This window comes from Streptomyces sp. CRCS-T-1 (assembly GCF_024442335.1).
Taxonomy (GTDB): Bacteria; Actinomycetota; Actinomycetes; order Streptomycetales; family Streptomycetaceae; genus Streptomyces; species Streptomyces koelreuteriae.
Window position 1 is genome coordinate 8,189,851 of record NZ_CP101651.1, and the last position, 17,658, is coordinate 8,207,508.

Consider the following 17,658-nt stretch of genomic DNA (forward strand, 5'->3'; position numbering starts at 1 on the left):
GCCACGGTCAGCCTCGGGGCGGCCGCACCGGCACCCGCCACACCACCCGGGTCCCGCCGCCTTCCGGGCGCTCGCCGAGCCGGAGGTCGCCGCCGAGCGTGACGGCCCGCTCCTCCATGTTCTTCAGACCGCTGCGCGCGGCACCTTCGGGTATCCCGCGACCGTCATCGGTCACCACGAGCGTCAACTCGCCCTGCGCACACCTCAGGTGCACGTCCACGGAGCGGGCCCCGGAGTGCCGGGCCACATTGCTCAGCGCCTCGCCGAGCACCGCCAGCGTGTGATCAGCGACATCGCCCGGCACATCCGTGTCCACCAGGCCTTCGATCCGCACCGCGGGAGCGAAGCCCAGGGACGAGGCCGCCGCCGTCACCGCGTCCGACACCCGGCCGCGCAGGCCGCCGCCTTCCCTCGTCCCGCCCCCGTGCGTCCGCAGCCCGAAGATCGTGGACCGAATGATCTTGATGGTCTCGTCCAGATCGTCCACGGTCCGCGACAGCCGCTCCACGGCCTCCGGATGGTCGATGAAACGCTGGGTGCTCTGCAGCGTCATCCCGGCCGCGAACAGTCGCTGAATGGCGAGATCGTGCAGGTCGCGGGCGATGCGGTCACGGTCCCGCAGGAGCACGATCTGCTCGGCGTCCCGACGCCGCTCGGCCAGCTCCAGTGCCAGCGCCGCCTGCCCGGCGAACCCGAGCAGGGGGCGCGTGTCGGCGTCCGTGAACGGCGTACGCCCCGCCTCGCGCCCCAGCAGCAGCACGCCCCCGGCCTTGCCTCCGGCCTCCAGCGGTACGCCGACCACGGGCCCGAGCCCGGCCCACTGCGCCGCGTCCCCGCAGGTCCGTGGATCCTCCTGGATGTCGGCGCTCACCGCCGGCTCCGCCGTCGTGAGGACGGCGGCCACGAACCCGTCCTGCCCGGACATCACCAGGCCACTGCGCCGCTCGGCGTCCCGCCCGACGGCGAGCAACGGCCGCAGCGCGGTCTCCTCGGGCACCCGCTCGGCGATCATCCCGGCATCGGCGTCGGCGATCTGACGCGCCTGCTCCACGATCAGTTCGAGGACGTCCGTGCTCGGAGCGCCCGACAGCAGGGCACGCGTGACCTCGGAACTCGCCCCCAGCCACCGCTCACGCAGCCGCGTCTCCTCGTACAGACGGGCGTTCTCGATGGCCACGCCCGCCGCCACCGCGAGGGTGGCGAGCACCGACTCGTCCTCGGCGTCGAACTCCTGCGCGCTGCGCTTCTCCGTGAGGTAGAGGTTGCCGAACACCTGGTCACGCACCCGGATGGGCACACCCAGGAAGGAGTGCATCGGAGGGTGGTGCGGCGGGAAGCCGTACGAGGCCGGGTGCTCGGAGATCTCCGTCAGCCGCAGCGGCTCGGGGTGCCGGATCAGCTCGCCCAGGATGCCGTGCCCGCTGGGCAGGTCCCCGATCCGGGCCCGCTGCTCGTCGCTGATGCCGACGGTGTGGAACGCGGAGAGCATACGGTCGTCGCCGATCACTCCCAGGGCCCCGTACTCGGCGTCCACGAGCACCACGGCCGCCTCGACGATTCGCCGGAGCACCTGGGCGAGATCCAGTTCCCGCCCGACCGACAGCACCGCCTCCAGCAGGCTGTGCACACGATCCCGGGTGCCCCGCGCCGCGTCGATCCGCGCCTGAAGCTCGTCCAGCAGTTCGTCCAGCCGCAGCTTGGGCAGGTGCTGCTCCGATCGACCGGGCCGTTCCCCGCTCATCGTCGCCTCCGACCGGCTCACGCGGACGCACCCGGATCAGGCGCCTTCCTTTCTCACGATAGTGCGTGGCGCCCTGGCCGGACGGGTTGCCTCCCCTCCGGCACCGGGACACAAGGCCCGGCGCGAGGGCGTGATGACAGGATGGCGCCATGGTGACGAATCAGCCGTGGGCGGGGCTTCACGGTGACCTGCTGGCGGCGAAGGTGTCGGTCTACGACCCGCTCGGTCTGTCCTGCTCGCCGCCGGTGCCGGAGCCGGAGAGCGCGGAGTACGCGGCTTGCGCGTTCACGCTCGACGGCCGCTCGGTGCGGTTCCGCGTGGCCAAGACCACCCCGACGAAGGCGGGCCAGTTCGTCACCGTGTGGCAGCGGTCCGTCGAAGGGCCGATCCGGCCCTTCGACACCGACGACGGAGTGGATCTCTTCGTCATCGGCAGCCGCGACGACGACGGCTTCGGACAGTTCGTGTTCCCGAGCGAGGTGTTGTGCGAGCGCGGCATCGTCTCCCGCGACGGCTCCTCCGGGAAGCGCGGATTCCGTGTCTATCCGCCCTGGGTGGCCACGACCAGCCGGCAGGCCCGCAGCACCCAGGCATGGCAGGCGAACCACTTCTTCGACCTCGACCAGGACGGCCCCACCGACCTGAGCCGCGCCCGCGCCCTCTACCGGGCGGCCGGCTGATACCGGACGGCTGGGTGACGTACGGCGTTCAGCCGATGTCGAAGACGTTCGGCAGCCGGAGGAGGTGGCGCGTGCGGTCGTGCCGCTTGAGTGCCTCCAGCTCGGGGGCCCGGTACAAGGGGGTCACGGTGCACCGTTCGGCGGTCGAGTCGATCTGGTCCAGCAGGGCGTTGACGGCCTGCCGGGCCGAGGAGTTGGCGCCCTCCATGGTGGCGAGATCGATGGGCACGGCCACGTAGTCGCCGGCCAGGAAGAGGTTCGGGATCTTCGTGGCCGAGCGCGGGCGGTGGTGGAAGGTCCCCACCGGGTGGATGAGCAACTGCTCCTCGTTGACGGGGTGGGGCGTGCCGAGTCCGTCCACGGCCGGGTCGAGGAACCACGAGTGCAGCACCGAGTCCTTCAGGACCGTACGGCCGGTGTCGTTGAGCGCCGCCTTCAGCTGCGCCCACACCTCGCGGGCGACTTCGGTACGGGTGCACTGCTTGGCCGTCTTGCCGTACAGGATGCCCGGACGGTCCCACTCCGAGACGTCGACGGACAGACAGTCCGCGACCGTGCCGTCGCCGAAGTCGGCGGGGAAGTCGTGGCCCGGCCAGTGCTGGGCCTGGGCGATCGCGGTCAGCGACCACGGGGAGTCAATGAGGTTGAGGTGACCGTGCAGGATCGGCGTACGTTCGGTCAGATAGAACTGCATGCCGGTCATCCAGTCCGTCTTCAGCCGGTCGCACTCGGCCAGTTGGGGGTCGGCGGCCCGTACGGCGGAGTTCCAGGTGCGGCGGGCGTGTTCGACCGGCATGGCCGAGATGTAGTGGTCGGCGGTGACCGTACGGCGCGCGCCTCCGGGCTCCTCCACGACGGCCCCGGCGATCGCACCCGAGTCCAGGGTCAGATCCCGTACGGTCCAGCCGACGCGGAACTCGACCCCGAGGGACGTCAGGTACGTCACCCACGGGTCGATCCAGGCCTCGTTGGTGGGTGCGTTGAGGATCCGGTCCAGCGGTCCGTCCGCGCCCCGTCCGAGGAGGTTGAAGACGAAGGCCTCCATCAGGGTGGCGACCGTACGGGTGCTGGCCTCCTCCGCCTTGGTGGCCACGATGTTGCGGGTGATGCCGACGGCGAGGATCCGCTGGTAGTCCTGGGACATCCGTCCGGCCCGTACGAACTCCCACCACGGCGTCCGCTCCCACACCTCGTCGCGGCGCTCGTCGCAGCTCGTGAGGAAGACCAGGAAGCGGCCCGCGAAGTAGAGGGCCTCGTGGAGGGGGAGGTTGAAGGCCGTGTCCAGGACCGAGGTGAGGGCGCGGCGGATCTCGTCCGGGGTGAGTTCCGCCGGGGTGTGGCCGGGCCAGGGGAGTGGGAGCCGGATGTCCTCGCGGCCGCCCGACCGGGCGAACAGCATCTCCTTCGGGGCGACGAGGTTGTCGTGGACACCGTTCGGGTTGCCGGGGAAGGGGATGCGCCGCATGGTGTCGGGCAGGTTGTGATAGATGCCGGGGATGAAGCGGAAGCCGTGTTCTCCCGGCAGCGGGCGGCGGCCACCCGTGCCGCTGTCCGGTACGTCCATGCTGCGGGCCTTGCCGCCCAGCGCCTTGCGTTCGTAGACCGTGACCCGGAAGCCGCGCTCGGCGAGTTCGTGCGCGGCCGTGAGCCCGGCGACGCCGCCGCCCAGGACGGCCACGGTCCGCGCCGCCGAGCCGTTCGCGGCCGAGGCCCGCCGGGCGGTTCCGAGGGCGACCCCGCCGCCGGCGGCGGCTGCGGCCGTGCCCAGGAACCCTCTGCGCGTGGTGCCGCTCATCGCTACCCCTTACCGTCGGTAACATCGGCGCATGAGGATAGGGGTGAGGCGGCGAACCCGGAAGACGGCCGACGTCACTTTGACTTGATGCAGCACCACGCGGCTGGGGCGCACGACTTCAGGGCAGGGCGACCCGGGACCGGGCGCGCACCCGCTCAGGCCAGCAGGACATCCTCGCCCGCCGTCACGGGGACGATCCGCTCGGCCGACGGCGCCTCGGCCTTCACCTGCGTCCCGAAGTCCGACAGCGTCAGCGTCGTCATGGCCTCCACACCGCCGAAGCAGGACAGCCGGGCCTGGACGGCGCGCCCCTTCGCGTCGACCCACACGTCCGCGTAGACGGGCATGTCGTCGCCCAGCGTCTCGCGTATTTCGTTCAGCCCCTGCTTCGTCTTCGCCGTCATCCCCAGCGACGCCGTGGCATGGTCGATCGTGCCCCGGTAGTGCACCGCCCGGGCGCCGTTCACCTTCTCCTCGCCCTCGTTCGACACCTGCCGCATCGCCTTCACCTGGCGGAGCAGGTGCTCGGGGTCGTTCAGCGGCGCCCGCAGGAAGAAGCGGGTCCGTGCCTCGCTCCGGACGGCCGAGGCCCACTCGCCCTCGCCCACCAGCCGCGAGCCCCGCAGATAGACGGTGTCACCGACGAAGACCTCCTCGACGGGGTCCATGCCACTGTCCTCGAACTCCACCGTGAGCCGGCCCCTGTCACCCGCCAGGTCGAAGGCGCCGGAGATCGTGAACACGTAGGTCGTGGGGCGGTCGACGTCCCGCAACTCGATCTTCTGGTCCACGCGGACACGGTCCGCGCTCGTCCTCTCGATCGCGGCCCGCACGGCCGCACCGTGCTCCACGGCCTTCGCACTCTTCCCCGAGTCGCTCTCCGTATCGCCGGAACAGGCGGTGCAGAGCAGGAGGACAGCGGCGAAGAGAAGGTGGGCACGGCGCATGGACTCTCCGAGGGATGACTGCTGCGGCGGGGTGGTGCCCGAAAGGGCCGGTAGATCTTCGCACGAAACCGGTGACGGGACCCGGCGAAATGAGGAAGGTTCCCGGGAACATCGGCCTGCCGGCCGGAGTCCAAGGAGCATGACGGAACCCACGATCGACACCTGGGAAGACGGGGAGTACACCTCCGACGAGGTGATCGAGGCCGCCGATCACCAGGGATACCTCTCCATGGACGACTACATCCACGACCACAACGCCCTCACCCCGGACCCCCACCCTCAGACCGCCGACGACGACTGAGCGCACCCGGCATCAACTCCTAGCGCACAGGCTCATTCGAGGCATTTGCCCGTGCGGGGGCGGGCCGCCTCGCCCTAGGTTCCTGGGCAGATCCCGTTCCGCCCGTGGGTACAGAGGAGAGCCATGCGCATCGACGAGAGGGAAGCCGCACGACTGATCGACTCCGAGCGGGGGGAACTCGTCGCTGTCGCAGCGCTCATCACCTGCGGCGGTGTGGACGACGTACGCGACGCACTGCGGGACGGGCTGCGGACCGCTTGCGCGGAGGATGCGACGGCCGACCGGATCCGGCTGTTCGGGGCGGTCGCGGCGGCCGCCGAGCGACGGGCTCGCCCGGCCGGTCCGGCGCAGGGGCCGGAACCCCGCGTGCCGGGGCGTCCGCCTCTGATCGTCCTGCACGCCGAGACGCGTGCCGTGCTCGTCCTGCGGTACCGGATCGGGCTGACGTGCCGGGAGACCGCCAGGGCGCTGGACATTCCGGAGTCCGCGGTGCGTTGCGAACTGCTTCTCGGCGGGTCCGCGCTGCTGGGGCAGTTGACGGCTCAGGGCCAGCCGTCGTCGTCGGGCGAGGAGTCGTCGCCTTCCCAACTGTCCGCCGGGGTATCCCCGTTGTCTTCGAATGTTCCGATGTCGGAGTCGTGGAACGCGTCCCGCTGTTCGTGCAGATCCTCCGGATCGGCCAGGTGTCCGGAACGCGTCTGCTGTACGGCTCGGTGACCGGACGAGCCGGCGGCCGTCGAGCCGCCCGGCGCCCGGCCGTCGTCCGAGTGGTTCTGGTATCCCTCGGCGTCCGTGCCTTGACCTCCATGGTGTTCCAGCGCCCAGAGGCCCACGGTCGTGAACGGCGCCCCCAGGTCGAACCGTGGTTCGATCCACGTGCCCGAGGCCTTCGGTGGGGAGACCGGCCGGCTGGGGTCGGCGGGGCGGTCGGGCGCGGGGGACAGCTCCCCGCCGGGCCCGAACAGGCTCAGCCAGGCAGGGAACGGACGACCGTCCACGACCGGTGTCAGCGGCCGGAAGCTGTCCGGAGGCAGGCCGTCGTAGCCGTGCCGCACCAGATCCCGGTAGAGCTCCTCGCCGACCGCGAAACTCACCTCCGCCCACGGCGCCGCCCGGAAGGCTTCCTTCAGCGCGTCCGCGTCGACCAGCCGGCACGCCTCGACGACGCCGTCCCCCGCGAAGCCCAGCGCCGAACGGTGCACGATGCCCACCGCGGCCGCGGTCCGTACCCGCAGCCGCTCGGGTTCCGTACGGCCCTGGTTGTCGCGTCGCAGCGCCAGCGTCAGGACCCGCAGCAGCTCCGGCACCACCGTGGTCTCCACGACCCCGGGCGGCAGGATCAGCAACTCGCCGTCACCACGGTCCTGCCGGTCGCAGGTGCCCCGGTCGACCCCGGCCGCCGCGCACGCTTCCTCCAGAGCACCCAACAGCCGCTTCTGGGCCACCGCTTGGCGGGGCACGGTGCGGGCCCCCGAGTCCGCCGTGTCCACCACGAACGCCAGCCGCCTGACGCCTCCCGGCCATGTGGTCCCCGCGTTCATGCCGCCCCCGCGTTCATCCGGCCTCCCCCGCCAGACGGGCCAACCCGTGCCCGTCCAGGATCACGATGCTGCGGTATCCGGTGCTGATGGCCCCGGCGCCGCGCAGGGCCGCGAGCGCGCGCTGCACCTGCGCGCGGGACGCGCCGACCAGGGCGGCGATCTCCTGCTGGGTGAGCGGCGCGGTGATCACTGTGCCGCCCGCCTCCTCGCTGCCGTACGCGCCGGACAGCGAACGCAGCAGCCCGGCCGTCCGCATCTCCACCGGGTCCGTCGCCCGCAACCGGAAGTGCGTCGCCTCGCGCAGCTTGGAGCTCATGTACTGGTGCAGGACCAGTCCGGCTTCCGGTGCCCGGCGGAGCCAGCCGTGCAGATCGTTCTCCGCCACCCGCAGGGCGGTCACCGGCGACACGGCCAGTACCGACGCGGTGCGCGGACGGCCGTCCAGCGCCCCCAGTTCTCCCACCATGTCTCCCGGGCCCCGCAGGGCGAGCAGCGTCGGCTGCGGACGGCCCCGGGCGGCCATGACCTTGACCCAGCCCGCCCACAGCAGCAGCGCGTGCCGCGACCGTTCCCCCTCGGTGAGCAGGACGGCGCCCGGACGGAACGTCACCCGGCGTCCGATGCCCCGCAGTTCCGCGACGGCGGCGGCGGGCAGCCGGGGCAGCAGGGCACCCGCACCTCGCCGGCCGGCGGGCCACTCGGGCTGACTCATATGCCCAAGTTCAGCCCGTCGGGCGGGATTCGTGCAACCCCATGAGCACAACTGACACGTCCTGCGGGAACAAAAGGCGCCCGGCCCGGATCCATGAAGACCGAAGACCGGGGTGCGGCCAGCGGGCCGGCTGACACGGGCGGGGGTGCGGCGGTGGAGGAACCGGTGCTGTGCGTGGACATGGGGGCGACCGCCACGCGGGCCGCTCTCCTCATCGGCACCCGGATACGGATGCTTCGCGACCCCGACGGCAGCGCGGCGGACTGGCCCACCGCGGTGTTCGCGGACGGAACGGGCCTCCTCGTCGGACGGGCCGCCGTACTGCGGGGACGCGAGCGGCCGGAAGCGCTGCGCGGGGAGCTGCCCGGGGACCTCGGCCGCCGGGCCCGGGTCCGGGCGGGGGAACGGTCCTGGCTGCCGGACGAGTTGGTGGGGGCGCTCCTGCGGGTGCTGCGGGACCAGGCGGAGACGATCGCGGACCGGCCCGTCACCACGGCCCTGCTGACCGTCCCGGCGGGAACGGGCGCCGCGGACCCGTGGCGCGCGGGGATGCTCTCCGCAGCCCGGCGGGCCGGGCTCACGACGGTCGAGCTACTGGCCGAACCGGTCGCCGCGACCCTCGCCCTCGGGGACGGGGGAGGGCTGCGGGACGGCGACCTGGTCCTCGTCCACGACCTGGGCGGCTCGACCTTCACGGCGGCCCTCGTCCGGATGCGCGGCCCTGGCCGTGCCGATCACGATGTACTCGGCCGACTCACGCTGGACGGCTGCGGGATGCGGGACATCGAGGGCGCGGCCCAGGCCACGCTCCGCGCGGACGGCGCCCCGGGCTTCGCGGGCCCTGCGGCCGACGGACCGTGGGGCCATCCGGCGCACAGCGACGCGGACGGGGGACAGGCGTACCGGGACCGTCTGCTGAAAGCGGCGGGCGCCGCCCGCTTCGCCGAGATCGCGGCGCCTTTCCTCGACCGGGCCGCGGCGTGCTGCGAGGAGGTCCTGGACACCGCACGCGTGGAGCCGGGCCGGGTCGCCGCGGTGCTGCCGGTGGGCGGCGGCGGGGGCAGCCCGGTGGTGCTGGGCCATCTCACCCACCGGCTCGGCATCCCGGTACGGGCCGTCGAGCGGCCCTTGCACGCGGTCGTACGGGGAGCCTGTGTCCGGGCCGTGTACAGCGCGCGCCGCACCGCCCGCCCTCGCCGCCCCGCCGCGGGCGCGGTGCCGCTCACCTGGGACCTGCCCGGAGGCCGTGGCGTTCTCGTCGAACGGCGCGTCGAGGCGGGGGCGGCGTTCGCTGAGGGCGAGCTGCTGGCCCGGGTCCGGGTGCCGGACGGTTCCCTGCACCAGCTCGTGGCGGACGCCGGTGGCCGGATCACCGCCTGGCACGCCGCCGTGGACGACGAGGTGTTCACCGGAGACTGGCTGCTCACCGTGAGCGCGGACCGGCCGGCGGCCGGGGCCGGTATGCCCGCTCCCACGGGACGGGCCGTCTGGCGGACACACGCGGAGGCCGTGACCGCCGTCGCCTTCAGCCCGGACGGCCGCTTCCTCGGCACGGGCGGCGCGGACCGGTCGGTGAGCGTCTGGGACCTGGGGACCGGAGGCGAGCGGGCGTCCGCGGAACTGGACGACGACGTCACCGCCGTCACCTTCTCTCCCACGCGGCCGTTGGCCGCCGCCAGGGACGTGGCCGGCGGGCTGGTGGTGCTCGACCACGAGCAGGAGGCGCCGGTGTTCGTCGAGGAGTCACTGAGCGAGGGCGGCGACCTCGTCTTCACCGATGACGGCGGACTGCTGGTCGCCGTGGAGCCGGAGCACACCGGCTTCGACGCGGTGTGGTTCACGGACACCTGGAAGGAAGCCGAGCCGGGGGACTTCGACAGCCTGCCGGACGGCATCCCTCCCGTGCTGGTACTGCTGGACGACGAGTGCGCCACACTCAGCAGTCCCTCCTTCTGGCGGATATTGGAGGAGTTCGACGATCAGGACGACTTCGCCAGACTGGCGGACGCCTACGACGACCTGTTCGGCGCGCACGCCCGGCCCACCGTCTTGGCCACGCCGGCCGTCCTGTTCGTCGCGGGCCACCGCCCGGACGGCGTCCTGAAGATTCCGGCCCGGGGCGTCACCCTCTTCGCCTGCTCGTCCGCCGCGGGCCTCCTCGCCACCTGCGCCCCGGCAGCGGGGGTGACGGTGTGGAGCCTGGAGGACGGCCGGCTCCTGCGCACCCTCCCGGTGGAGGACGACGCGCTCTGCCTCGCCTTCGCCCCCGACGGCAGCAGGCTGGCCGCCGGACTCTCGGACGGCACGACCGTCATCTGGACGCTGACCCGGACCGCCGCCCCCGCCGTGGCCGACAGCGTCTTCCGCAGCGACGAGCGGCAGGAGACAGCCCCATGAGCGGCACGACCGCGCCATCCGTCCTCGCCATCGACTTCGGCACCACGAGCACCTGCGCCGCGCTCGTCAGGAACGGGACCGTGCACCGGCTGCGCGAGCACATCGGCGACGGATGGTGCTGGCCGTCCGCCGTCCTGTTCGACGGCACCATGCCGTACGTCGGCACCGCGGCCGAGCGGCGCCGCCGGCTCGCTCCGGCCGCGTACCGCGACGAGATCAAGTGCACCCTGGGCCAGGGCACGCCCGTCGACCTGGCGGGGCGCGGACACCGGCCCGGGCTCCTCGTCTCGCTCCTCCTCCAGGCCGTACGGGCCGAGGCGGAACGCGTGGGCGGCGGCCCCGTCAGCCGTACGGTGCTCACCGTCCCCGCCGCGTACGGCCCCGCCGATCCGCGGCGCGAGGAACTGCTCGGCGCCGCCCGGTCGGCCGGTCTGCCCGCTGTGGAGCTGTGCCCCGAACCGGTCGCCGCGGCCCTCGCGCCCCTCGCCGGAGGCCCCCTGCCGCCGGGCGCCACCGTCCTGGTGCACGACTTCGGGGGAGGCACCTTCGACACCGCGCTGGTGCGTCTGGCGTCCGGGAAGGACGTGGACGGCGGCGACGGGGAGCACACGGTCCTCGCGCACGCGGGTGAGGAATGCGGGGGCCGGGACCTCGACGGCATCGTCGTCGCCGAACTGCGGGCGCAGGGCGGCCCGGAGCTGGCCGAACTGCTCCCGCCGCCCGAGGGCGAGCTGACCGTCCGCGCGCTGCGCCACCGCATCGAACTGATCGATCTCGCCCGGCAGCTCAAGCACCGGCTCGCGACCGAGAGCGCCCCGTCCGATGTGTTCACGCCGGCCGAGCGCACCTTCACCCTGCACCGGGACCGTTTCCTGGACCTCGCCGGACCGCTCTACGAACGCACCACCCGGTGCTGCGCACGGCTGCTCGCCGAGGCCGCTCTCCTGGACTCCTCCGACCGCCCGCCGAAGGCCGACGCCGTGGTCCTCGTGGGGGGATCGAGCCGGCTGCCCGGGCTGGCCGCTCATGTGGAGGAAGCCCTCGGACTGCCCTTGTACCGCGCCGAGGATCCGCGTACCGCCGTCGCGGAGGGGGCTGCCGCCTGGGGAAGGGCCAGGACGGTGCGCACGGTCGCGGCGACCGGCCCTGTTCCCGGACGCACCCCGCTGTGCTGGCCCCTGCCCCCGGGGGCCTCGACCCTGGTCGACTGGTACGTGGCACCCGGCGCCCGCTACGAAGCGGGCGCCGTCCTCGGCCGGGTACGGACCGAGGAAGGCTCGCTCATCCAACTGTCAGCCCTGTCGGCGGGACGAGTACGGGCCCACCATGCCCGTCCCGGCGACCGTGTGCGGGACGGGGAGTGGCTGCTGACCGTGGTCCGCGGCGACGACGGCTGAGCGGACGGGCGGGTACGGGACGGGCGGGTACGGGACGGGCATGGCGGCCCTTGCCCCGCCCCGCCTCCCGCCTCAGACCTCCCGGCCGCCGCCCTCTCCGCGCGCGTCCGGCCCGTGCGACTCCTCCAACTCGTGCAGCAGATGCTCGTACGCGCGTACCACCGTCCGCGCCGCCTCCCGGGACGGGCCGTACAGCATCCCGGACTGCCAGCGCACCAGCCAGACGGAGTGCCGGCGCCGCGCCTCCGCACGCAGCGCGTCCGCGCCGGCGCCCTCGGGCAGTCCCAGCCGGGCGGCAGGGCTACGGCCGAACTCGCCCAGGGCACGCCGTAGTTCCTCGTTCTCCTCGACACCGAGCCGCAGCCGCCCGCTGTACAGCTCACGCAGGGTCCGCAGCTCCGCGAAGCCGGGTTCGTTCAGGGCCAGGGCCTCGAAGCCGCCGAGGGCCGCGTCCAGCAGCGACCGCTCGCGGGGGCCGGCGCCGGCCGCCAGGTCCTTGGGCATCCGCCGGATGCGTTCCAGCGATCCGTCGAGCTTCAGCAGCGCGGAGCGGTGGCCGAAGTGGTCGGTCAGTCTGCCCCGCAGACCGGTCAGCCCGCTGTCGTCCAGCAGGATCGCGCGCAGCTTCGCGGGATCCCGTACGCCGTCCCGCAGCAGTCCGCAGACGGTGTGGATGCCGTACGGGCCGAAGCGGTTCCACAGGGCCCGGCGGCGTGCCGCGTCGAGCGGGAATCCGTCCCCGGCGTTCACGAACATCTTGGCGTCCGACAGGCGGAGCGACAGGGCCGCCGAGGGAGCCTTCGCCAGCTCTTCGAAGGTGGCGACGGTCTCCTCGTCGAGGGTGGCCGCCGCCTGGCCGAGCAGGCCGCACACCGGCGTCAGGTCGAAGAGCCGCCGGCGCATGCCGGGCGCGTCCCGCATGATGCGGTCCGCCTGGCGGCGGCCCAGCACCAGTGGATGCGGGCCGCCCTCCTCCCACAGGTACTCGCACTTGGTGAGCACCCCCAGCGTCGTCAGCGGTGTCGAGGTGGCGAAGTCGGGGCCGAGGAACTGCGCGACGACATCCGCGTCGGTCCGGGAGGGACCACGCACCGGGAGGACCAGGATCAGGGCGTCCGCCGCCGAGGCGTGGCGGAGGCTGGCGTCCATCACGTCCTCCGGCCGCAGCCGCAGGAACTCCAGGGTGTTGAGCGAGTCCTCCCCGAAGACACAGTCCAGCCCCGGGGTGTCGATGAGTTCGAAGTCCTCCAGATAGGGGGCCGGGATCTCGACCACGACCTCCGCGATGCCCCGCAGCTCCTCCAGATGGTCCTCCCGGCGCGCCGTCAGCTCCTCCAGCCGCTCCGGCGAGTACGGGACCGAGGGGCGGCCGTCCTTGTATCGGACGAGCAGCCGGGGTGTCTCGGAGTACCGCAGCCGGTTGACGTTGAAGGTCAGCTCCTGCGAGCCGGTGGCCACCCGCTCCTCGCCGATCAGCGCGTTGACCAGCGTGGACTTGCCGGTGCTGATACGGCCGACCACGGCGACACTCATCTTCTTCCCGGCACGCCCCCGTTCCGCCTCGAACGCGGCCCGCAGCACCTCCGCGGAGCCGCCGCCGCGGGCCATCAGCCGCAGCGCGGACTCGAAGGCCGCCTTCACCCGGTCCGCCAGACCGTCGCTCATGCGGCTTCGCCCTCCGCGTCCGGTCCGGGGCCGGACCGCCCCTCGGCGAGCCGGTTGACCGCGCGCACCAGGGCGGCGATCCGCTCGCGGCCGTCCTTGAGCGGCCGCTGCTCGGTCTCGAGTTCGCCCAGCCGCCGGACCGCCTCCTCCGCCGTGCGCTGGGCGCTGTCCTTCAGCCGCTTCAGGGTGTCGGCGGTGCGTTCCTGCTCGCGGGCGATCCGGCTGTCCAACTCGGCCGTGATCTCCCGGGAGAAGTCGCCGATCGCCTCCTGCGCGGCCTGCTCGATCCGGGGCGTCTGGTCGCGCCGGGCCCGCTGGACGGAGTCGGCGAGTTCACGACGCCGCTGCTCGATGACATGCTCGGGGATCTCCCGCTCGACCGTCTCGTACCAACGCTGTTCCGGGGTGTCGAGCACCTTCTTCTCGTAGGTCTCGTACACCGGGGAGAAGAAGTCCTTCGTCCGGTTCCAGCCGTGCTTGACCTTGTTCCAGAAACCGGACGGCGGAGGGCCGGAGGCCCGCTTCTTCTCCCGGGTCCTGGTCTCCTTGCGGTAGGTGGCCGGGATGACGTGCCCCACACGCTCGGTGGGCTTGTGCAGCCGCCCGAACGCGGCGAGGTCCACCACGGGCGGCGCCGGCATCTCGCCGAGTTCGCTGCCGCCCAGCTCCAGGCCGATGTCCCGCGCCAGCCCCCGCTGCAGCTCAGCGGCCCGCCGCGCCGCCCATTCGGAGACCGTCGTACGGGCCATGCCCAGATCGCCGTTGACCCGCAGGGCCAGCAGGTCGGGCTGCTCCAGATGCATGCGCACCGACAGATACTCCGTCTCCGCCCGGCTCCACACCCGGTCGAACTCGCGCGCCGTGCGCTCGCTCACCTTGGCGCGCAGTCCGTCCAGTTCGTCCTCAAGGCGCTTGCGCCAAGGAGCCGCGCCGGAGGACAGCTCCGCCAGCCGGGCCGACTCCCGCTCCGTCTCCCGGTTGAGCTCGTCCAGCCGGGCCTTGCTGGTGTCGCGCAGCGCGCTCTCCTCCGCCAGCAGCGGATCCAGCAGCGTACGGACGGCCGCGTCCGCCTCGCCCAGCGCGCCGCCGAGCAGGACCCGGGCACGGTGCCGGGCCAGCCGCGCCCAGAGGACCTCCTCGAGTTGGGGGAAACCGGAGTTGTGGAGCAGCTCCGCGCGCAGCTCGGGGTCGTCGCCGCCGATCCCGGCCAGATACTGCTGCTTGAGCTTGCTGGAGACCGGCACGATCAGCACGTCCTCCGGGGACCTGCCCGTGATCGCGGCGATCTTCTTGCGGTTGGCGGCCAGGTCGGTGTCGATGTCCGCCCTGCGGTCCGACTTCGTGAGCACGTAGAACATCGCGTCGGGGTGGTCGGCCGCCTTGACGGCGTGCGCCGCCTCGCGCAGGAAGACCGTCTCGCTCTCGGTGAGCGGCTCCTCGGCCGAGACGACGAAGAGGATCGCGTCGGCGGTGGGAAGCTGCTCCTGCGTCACCAGCGTGTGTTCGTGGTAGACGCCCCCGACTCCGGGGGTGTCCACCAGCACCAGACCGGACTTGAGGCGGTGCGAGTCCAGCCTCAGATCGAGGAGGACCGCCTCGTCCTTCCGGCTGCCGCTCTCGGCCGCGTACTCGCCGATCTGTTCGAGCCTGATGGGCTTGACGACGAGCGAACCGTCCGGCGCCTTCAGGGTGACATCGGCGGCCTCGGTCTCACCGCGCCGGATCGTGGCGGCGATGCAGGTCGCGAAGTAGTGGTCGACCGGGAGGATGTTGGGGCGGTCCAGCAGGGCGTTGAGCAGACTGGACTTGCCGCGGTTGAACTCCCCGCACACCACCACGGTCAGCTCGCCGGAACGCAGCCGCTCCTGCGCCCCGTACAGCCGGTCCGCCGTCTGCTCGGCGGCCCGGTCCCGGGCCACCTCGACGACGGTGCCGAAGACGGCCAGGATCTCATCGCGGATGGACTCGTAGTCGGCCATATCCGTCCTCTTCTCCGGGTGGAGATCCCTGGTCCGAGATCCCCTCCGGTCACAGGTCAGAGATCCCAGACGTGGATCTCGCGGTCGGTGGCGGCGATCAGGGTGGTGGCGTCCGCGCCGAAGGCCAGGTCGCGGACGGGCATCGGGAAGAGCATGCGCTGTGCGGAGCGGGGGACCTCCCGCACCTCATCGGCCGTCGCGGGGTGCGGAAGTTCCCAGACCGCGACGAGGCCACCGGGGTCGGCGGCCGCGAGCAGACGCTCGTCCGCGCTGACGGCCAGGAGGTGCGGCTTGACCAGGGCCGGGTCGTGCAGGCGGAAGGCATGCCCGTCGAGGCTCCACACGTCCACCGCCTGCGGGACACTCGACCCCGAGGCGAACCCGGCCGTGGACGGCAGGGCGAGCAGTTTGCGCGGGTCGTTGACGGTGAGGTGCGGGGGCTGCGCGAGCTGACGCCCCTGCACATGGCAGATGATCACACTGTTGCCGACGGGGAACGCGGCGAACTCCAGCGCCGGATCGAGGACCAGCTGCTCACCGGTCATGCTGTAGCGCGACAGATCGGCCTCGGTGAGCACGTCCCCGCCGGCGAGAGCGAAGATCCGAAGGCGCCGCTGATTGCTGAGTACGGCGAGCCGGGTGCCGTCGGAGGAGAAGGCGGCGGTGAGGCAGGCCCCGTCGAAGGGGACGGACCCCCGTACCTCACCGGAGACGACATCGACGACGTCGACCCTCTGGGCGTGGCCGGTGCCCTCCACCGGTACGACGGCGAGGAGCGTCCCCGAGCATCCGGCGGACACCACCCGGAAGACCGAGGGCAGTTCCCACAGCGGCTTGAGCCCGTCCGGGTTCAGTTCCCAGCCCACCGTCCCCTGACCGTGCTGGGTCACGACATGGCGGCCGCCGGGCACCAGCAGGACGCGTCCGTAGGCCGTGGCACCGTCACCGATGGGCAGGGCGGTGCTCGGCGGGGGTGCCAGGTCCTCCCACGACGGCAGGGCGCCCGCGCGGGTACCGCGCCGCCGCCCCCGCCCGGCCGGCTCGTCCCGTCCGGTCGTGACCAGCCAGTCGCCGGAGGAGATGTCGGAGCCGGCCTCCGAGTGCAGCTGCGCCACCCTGCCGGGGCGCCCGTCCGCGCGGAGTTCCCACAGCCCTCCGTCGGTCAGCCGGACCAGGGCGAACACCGCGTCGGCGGGGTAGTCGTCACCGGGTCCGACGTACCACTGCAGCAACTTCCCGGTTCCTCCACCCGGCAACTCCCAGGAGAGCGGGACACTGAGACCGGCGGGCCGCCCGGCGACCGAGTACCTCTCGGTGGCCGTCCCCGCCCACGCGGCCGCGCCCTGCGCCACCGCCAGCTCCGGGTCCTCCACGCCGCGCAGCAGCCCCGGGAACGCCTGCTCCAGCGCGTCCCGCACCGCCGGCATCCGGGTGGTGCCGCCGACCAGCAGTACGGCCGCCAGCCGGTCGGCGCTCCGTCCGCAGCGGTCGAGGAGGTCCCGGCAGCAGGCGACGGTACGGGTGACGAGGGGCGCGGTGAGTTCGGCCAGCCGGGCGCGGTCGAGGCCGACGGGCAGGCCCGCGGAGCGGAAGAAGTCCTCGATCTCCGCCTCCACGCTCAGCCGGTGCTTGAACCGGTGCGCGAAATCGCCGAGGTCGAGCGTGCGCCGCAGCCCGTCCTCCGCGTTCGCCGTCGGGCCGGAGGACTTCGCGGCGGACCTCCCGGAGGCCTTGGCGCCGCCCTTCTCGTCGTCCTGCTCCGGCCCCGGGCGCAGCCAGGACGAGAGCGCGGCGCCACCGCGCCGTACGAGTTCCTCCGCGAGCAGGACGTCGATGTCGTGGCCGCCGCAGTCGTCCAGTGCCGCGTGTCCCAGCACCTCCACGGTCCCCTCCGCGTCGTCCTGCTCCGTGGTCCTGATCAGTGCCGCGTCGAAGGTGCCGCCGCCGAAGTCGTACACCAGAACAAGGCGTCCCGGTTCGAAGGCGGCTCCGGCCAGCGGGGCGAACGCCGCGGCCACCGGCTCCGGCAGCAGATCGACGGCCGTGAGCCCCGCCGCCTCGCCGGCGCCGATGAGCAGGCCGCGGCGCGGGTCACCGGGGCCGTAGGAGGCGGGGCAGGTCAGCACGGCCCGTGTGATGGGCCGGCCGTACAGGCGTTCCGCCTCCCCGCGCATGGCGGAGATCAGCGCGGTCACCAACTGCTCCGCCTGGTAGGAGGCGTCGCCGAGCACCAGCGGGGCGCTCTCGCCGAGGTTCCGTTTGAACTCGCCGCGGAAGGAGGACGGGTACATGGCCTTGCGGTGCTCGGCCGGTGTGCCGACCAGCAGCCGCGAGCCGTCCCAGGACACGGCCGAGGGCCACGCCCAGGAGTCGCCCGAGGGCTCCTTGACCATGCGGACCCGGCCGTCGGCGAGCAGCGCCACGGCCGAGGTGGAGGTGCCGAAGTCGATGGCGAGGACGGGTTCGTGCGCCATGGGGAGGGAGCCGCCTTTCGTTCGGGCCG

At 72.9% G+C, this 17,658-nt stretch carries 12 protein-coding genes; 4 read left to right on the forward strand and 8 right to left on the reverse strand.

Annotated elements, in window-relative coordinates; all coding sequences use genetic code 11:
• Window positions 1-7: 7 nt before the first annotated feature.
• Entirely contained in the window at window positions 8-1,741 is a 1,734-nt protein-coding gene (locus NNW99_RS37035) for a GAF domain-containing protein (RefSeq protein WP_215123671.1), read from the reverse strand.
• Between the two features lie 149 nt (window positions 1,742-1,890).
• Between NNW99_RS37035 and NNW99_RS37040 the strand changes: the two genes are divergently transcribed.
• Window positions 1,891-2,421, forward strand: a complete 531-nt coding sequence (locus tag NNW99_RS37040) for a MepB family protein (RefSeq protein ID WP_215123672.1) — start codon at window positions 1,891-1,893, stop codon at window positions 2,419-2,421.
• Window positions 2,422-2,449: 28 nt separating this feature from the next.
• Here the strand turns inward: NNW99_RS37040 and NNW99_RS37045 are convergent, their stop codons facing one another.
• Window positions 2,450-4,216 carry an FAD-dependent oxidoreductase gene (locus NNW99_RS37045; RefSeq protein WP_215123674.1) on the reverse strand — a complete coding sequence of 589 codons (1,767 nt, stop codon included), beginning with the start codon at window positions 4,214-4,216 and terminating at the stop codon, window positions 2,450-2,452.
• Between the two features lie 155 nt (window positions 4,217-4,371).
• Complete coding sequence (locus tag NNW99_RS37055) at window positions 4,372-5,163, reverse strand: LppX_LprAFG lipoprotein (RefSeq protein WP_215123682.1); 792 nt, start codon at window positions 5,161-5,163, stop codon at window positions 4,372-4,374.
• Window positions 5,164-5,302: 139 nt separating this feature from the next.
• Between NNW99_RS37055 and NNW99_RS37060 the strand changes: the two genes are divergently transcribed.
• Window positions 5,303-5,464 (forward strand): hypothetical protein, encoded by a 162-nt coding sequence (locus NNW99_RS37060; RefSeq protein ID WP_215123684.1) that lies wholly within the window; start codon window positions 5,303-5,305, stop codon window positions 5,462-5,464.
• Window positions 5,465-6,006: 542 nt separating this feature from the next.
• Here the strand turns inward: NNW99_RS37060 and NNW99_RS37065 are convergent.
• Window positions 6,007-7,005: a hypothetical protein gene (locus tag NNW99_RS37065; protein ID WP_215123686.1), complete on the reverse strand. Its 999-nt coding sequence runs from the start codon at window positions 7,003-7,005 to the stop codon at window positions 6,007-6,009.
• A 13-nt stretch (window positions 7,006-7,018) separates the two neighbouring features.
• Window positions 7,019-7,717, reverse strand: a complete 699-nt coding sequence (locus NNW99_RS37070; RefSeq protein ID WP_215123688.1) for a Crp/Fnr family transcriptional regulator — start codon at window positions 7,715-7,717, stop codon at window positions 7,019-7,021.
• Between the two features lie 93 nt (window positions 7,718-7,810).
• Between NNW99_RS37070 and NNW99_RS37075 the strand changes: the two genes are divergently transcribed.
• The gene (locus tag NNW99_RS37075; RefSeq protein ID WP_215123690.1) at window positions 7,811-10,114 is read left to right on the forward strand and encodes an Hsp70 family protein; all 2,304 of its coding nucleotides are present in this window, start codon (window positions 7,811-7,813) and stop codon (window positions 10,112-10,114) included.
• Window positions 10,111-11,511 (forward strand): Hsp70 family protein, encoded by a 1,401-nt coding sequence (locus NNW99_RS37080; RefSeq protein ID WP_215123692.1) that lies wholly within the window; start codon window positions 10,111-10,113, stop codon window positions 11,509-11,511. The genes NNW99_RS37075 and NNW99_RS37080 overlap by 4 nt, the downstream gene beginning before the upstream one ends.
• Window positions 11,512-11,583: 72 nt before the next feature.
• Here the strand turns inward: NNW99_RS37080 and NNW99_RS37085 are convergent, their stop codons facing one another.
• From NNW99_RS37085 to NNW99_RS37095, 3 genes are read right to left on the reverse strand one after another with little or no spacing between them, the layout of a single operon-like run.
• Window positions 11,584-13,176, reverse strand: coding sequence for a dynamin family protein (locus NNW99_RS37085; RefSeq protein ID WP_215123694.1), 1,593 nt, complete (start codon window positions 13,174-13,176; stop codon window positions 11,584-11,586).
• Entirely contained in the window at window positions 13,173-15,155 is a 1,983-nt protein-coding gene (locus tag NNW99_RS37090; protein WP_215123696.1) for a dynamin family protein, read from the reverse strand. Before NNW99_RS37090 ends, NNW99_RS37085 begins: the two co-directional genes overlap by 4 nt.
• Window positions 15,156-15,211: 56 nt before the next feature.
• The gene (locus NNW99_RS37095) at window positions 15,212-17,629 is read right to left on the reverse strand and encodes an Hsp70 family protein (RefSeq protein WP_215123698.1); all 2,418 of its coding nucleotides are present in this window, start codon (window positions 17,627-17,629) and stop codon (window positions 15,212-15,214) included.
• Between the last annotated feature and the right edge of the window lie 29 nt (window positions 17,630-17,658).

What these genes read in the sequence shown, in the direction of transcription:
- NNW99_RS37035 (WP_215123671.1), bottom strand. Translation starts at nt 1,741, where the DNA reads ATGAGCGGGGAACGGCCCGGTCGATCGGAGCAGCACCTGCCCAAGCTG.
- NNW99_RS37040 (WP_215123672.1), top strand. Translation starts at nt 1,891, where the DNA reads ATGGTGACGAATCAGCCGTGGGCGGGGCTTCACGGTGACCTGCTGGCG.
- NNW99_RS37045 (WP_215123674.1), bottom strand. Translation starts at nt 4,216, where the DNA reads ATGAGCGGCACCACGCGCAGAGGGTTCCTGGGCACGGCCGCAGCCGCC.
- NNW99_RS37055 (WP_215123682.1), bottom strand. Translation starts at nt 5,163, where the DNA reads ATGCGCCGTGCCCACCTTCTCTTCGCCGCTGTCCTCCTGCTCTGCACC.
- NNW99_RS37060 (WP_215123684.1), top strand. Translation starts at nt 5,303, where the DNA reads ATGACGGAACCCACGATCGACACCTGGGAAGACGGGGAGTACACCTCC.
- NNW99_RS37065 (WP_215123686.1), bottom strand. Translation starts at nt 7,005, where the DNA reads ATGAACGCGGGGACCACATGGCCGGGAGGCGTCAGGCGGCTGGCGTTC.
- NNW99_RS37070 (WP_215123688.1), bottom strand. Translation starts at nt 7,717, where the DNA reads ATGAGTCAGCCCGAGTGGCCCGCCGGCCGGCGAGGTGCGGGTGCCCTG.
- NNW99_RS37075 (WP_215123690.1), top strand. Translation starts at nt 7,811, where the DNA reads ATGAAGACCGAAGACCGGGGTGCGGCCAGCGGGCCGGCTGACACGGGC.
- NNW99_RS37080 (WP_215123692.1), top strand. Translation starts at nt 10,111, where the DNA reads ATGAGCGGCACGACCGCGCCATCCGTCCTCGCCATCGACTTCGGCACC.
- NNW99_RS37085 (WP_215123694.1), bottom strand. Translation starts at nt 13,176, where the DNA reads ATGAGCGACGGTCTGGCGGACCGGGTGAAGGCGGCCTTCGAGTCCGCG.
- NNW99_RS37090 (WP_215123696.1), bottom strand. Translation starts at nt 15,155, where the DNA reads ATGGCCGACTACGAGTCCATCCGCGATGAGATCCTGGCCGTCTTCGGC.
- NNW99_RS37095 (WP_215123698.1), bottom strand. Translation starts at nt 17,629, where the DNA reads ATGGCGCACGAACCCGTCCTCGCCATCGACTTCGGCACCTCCACCTCG.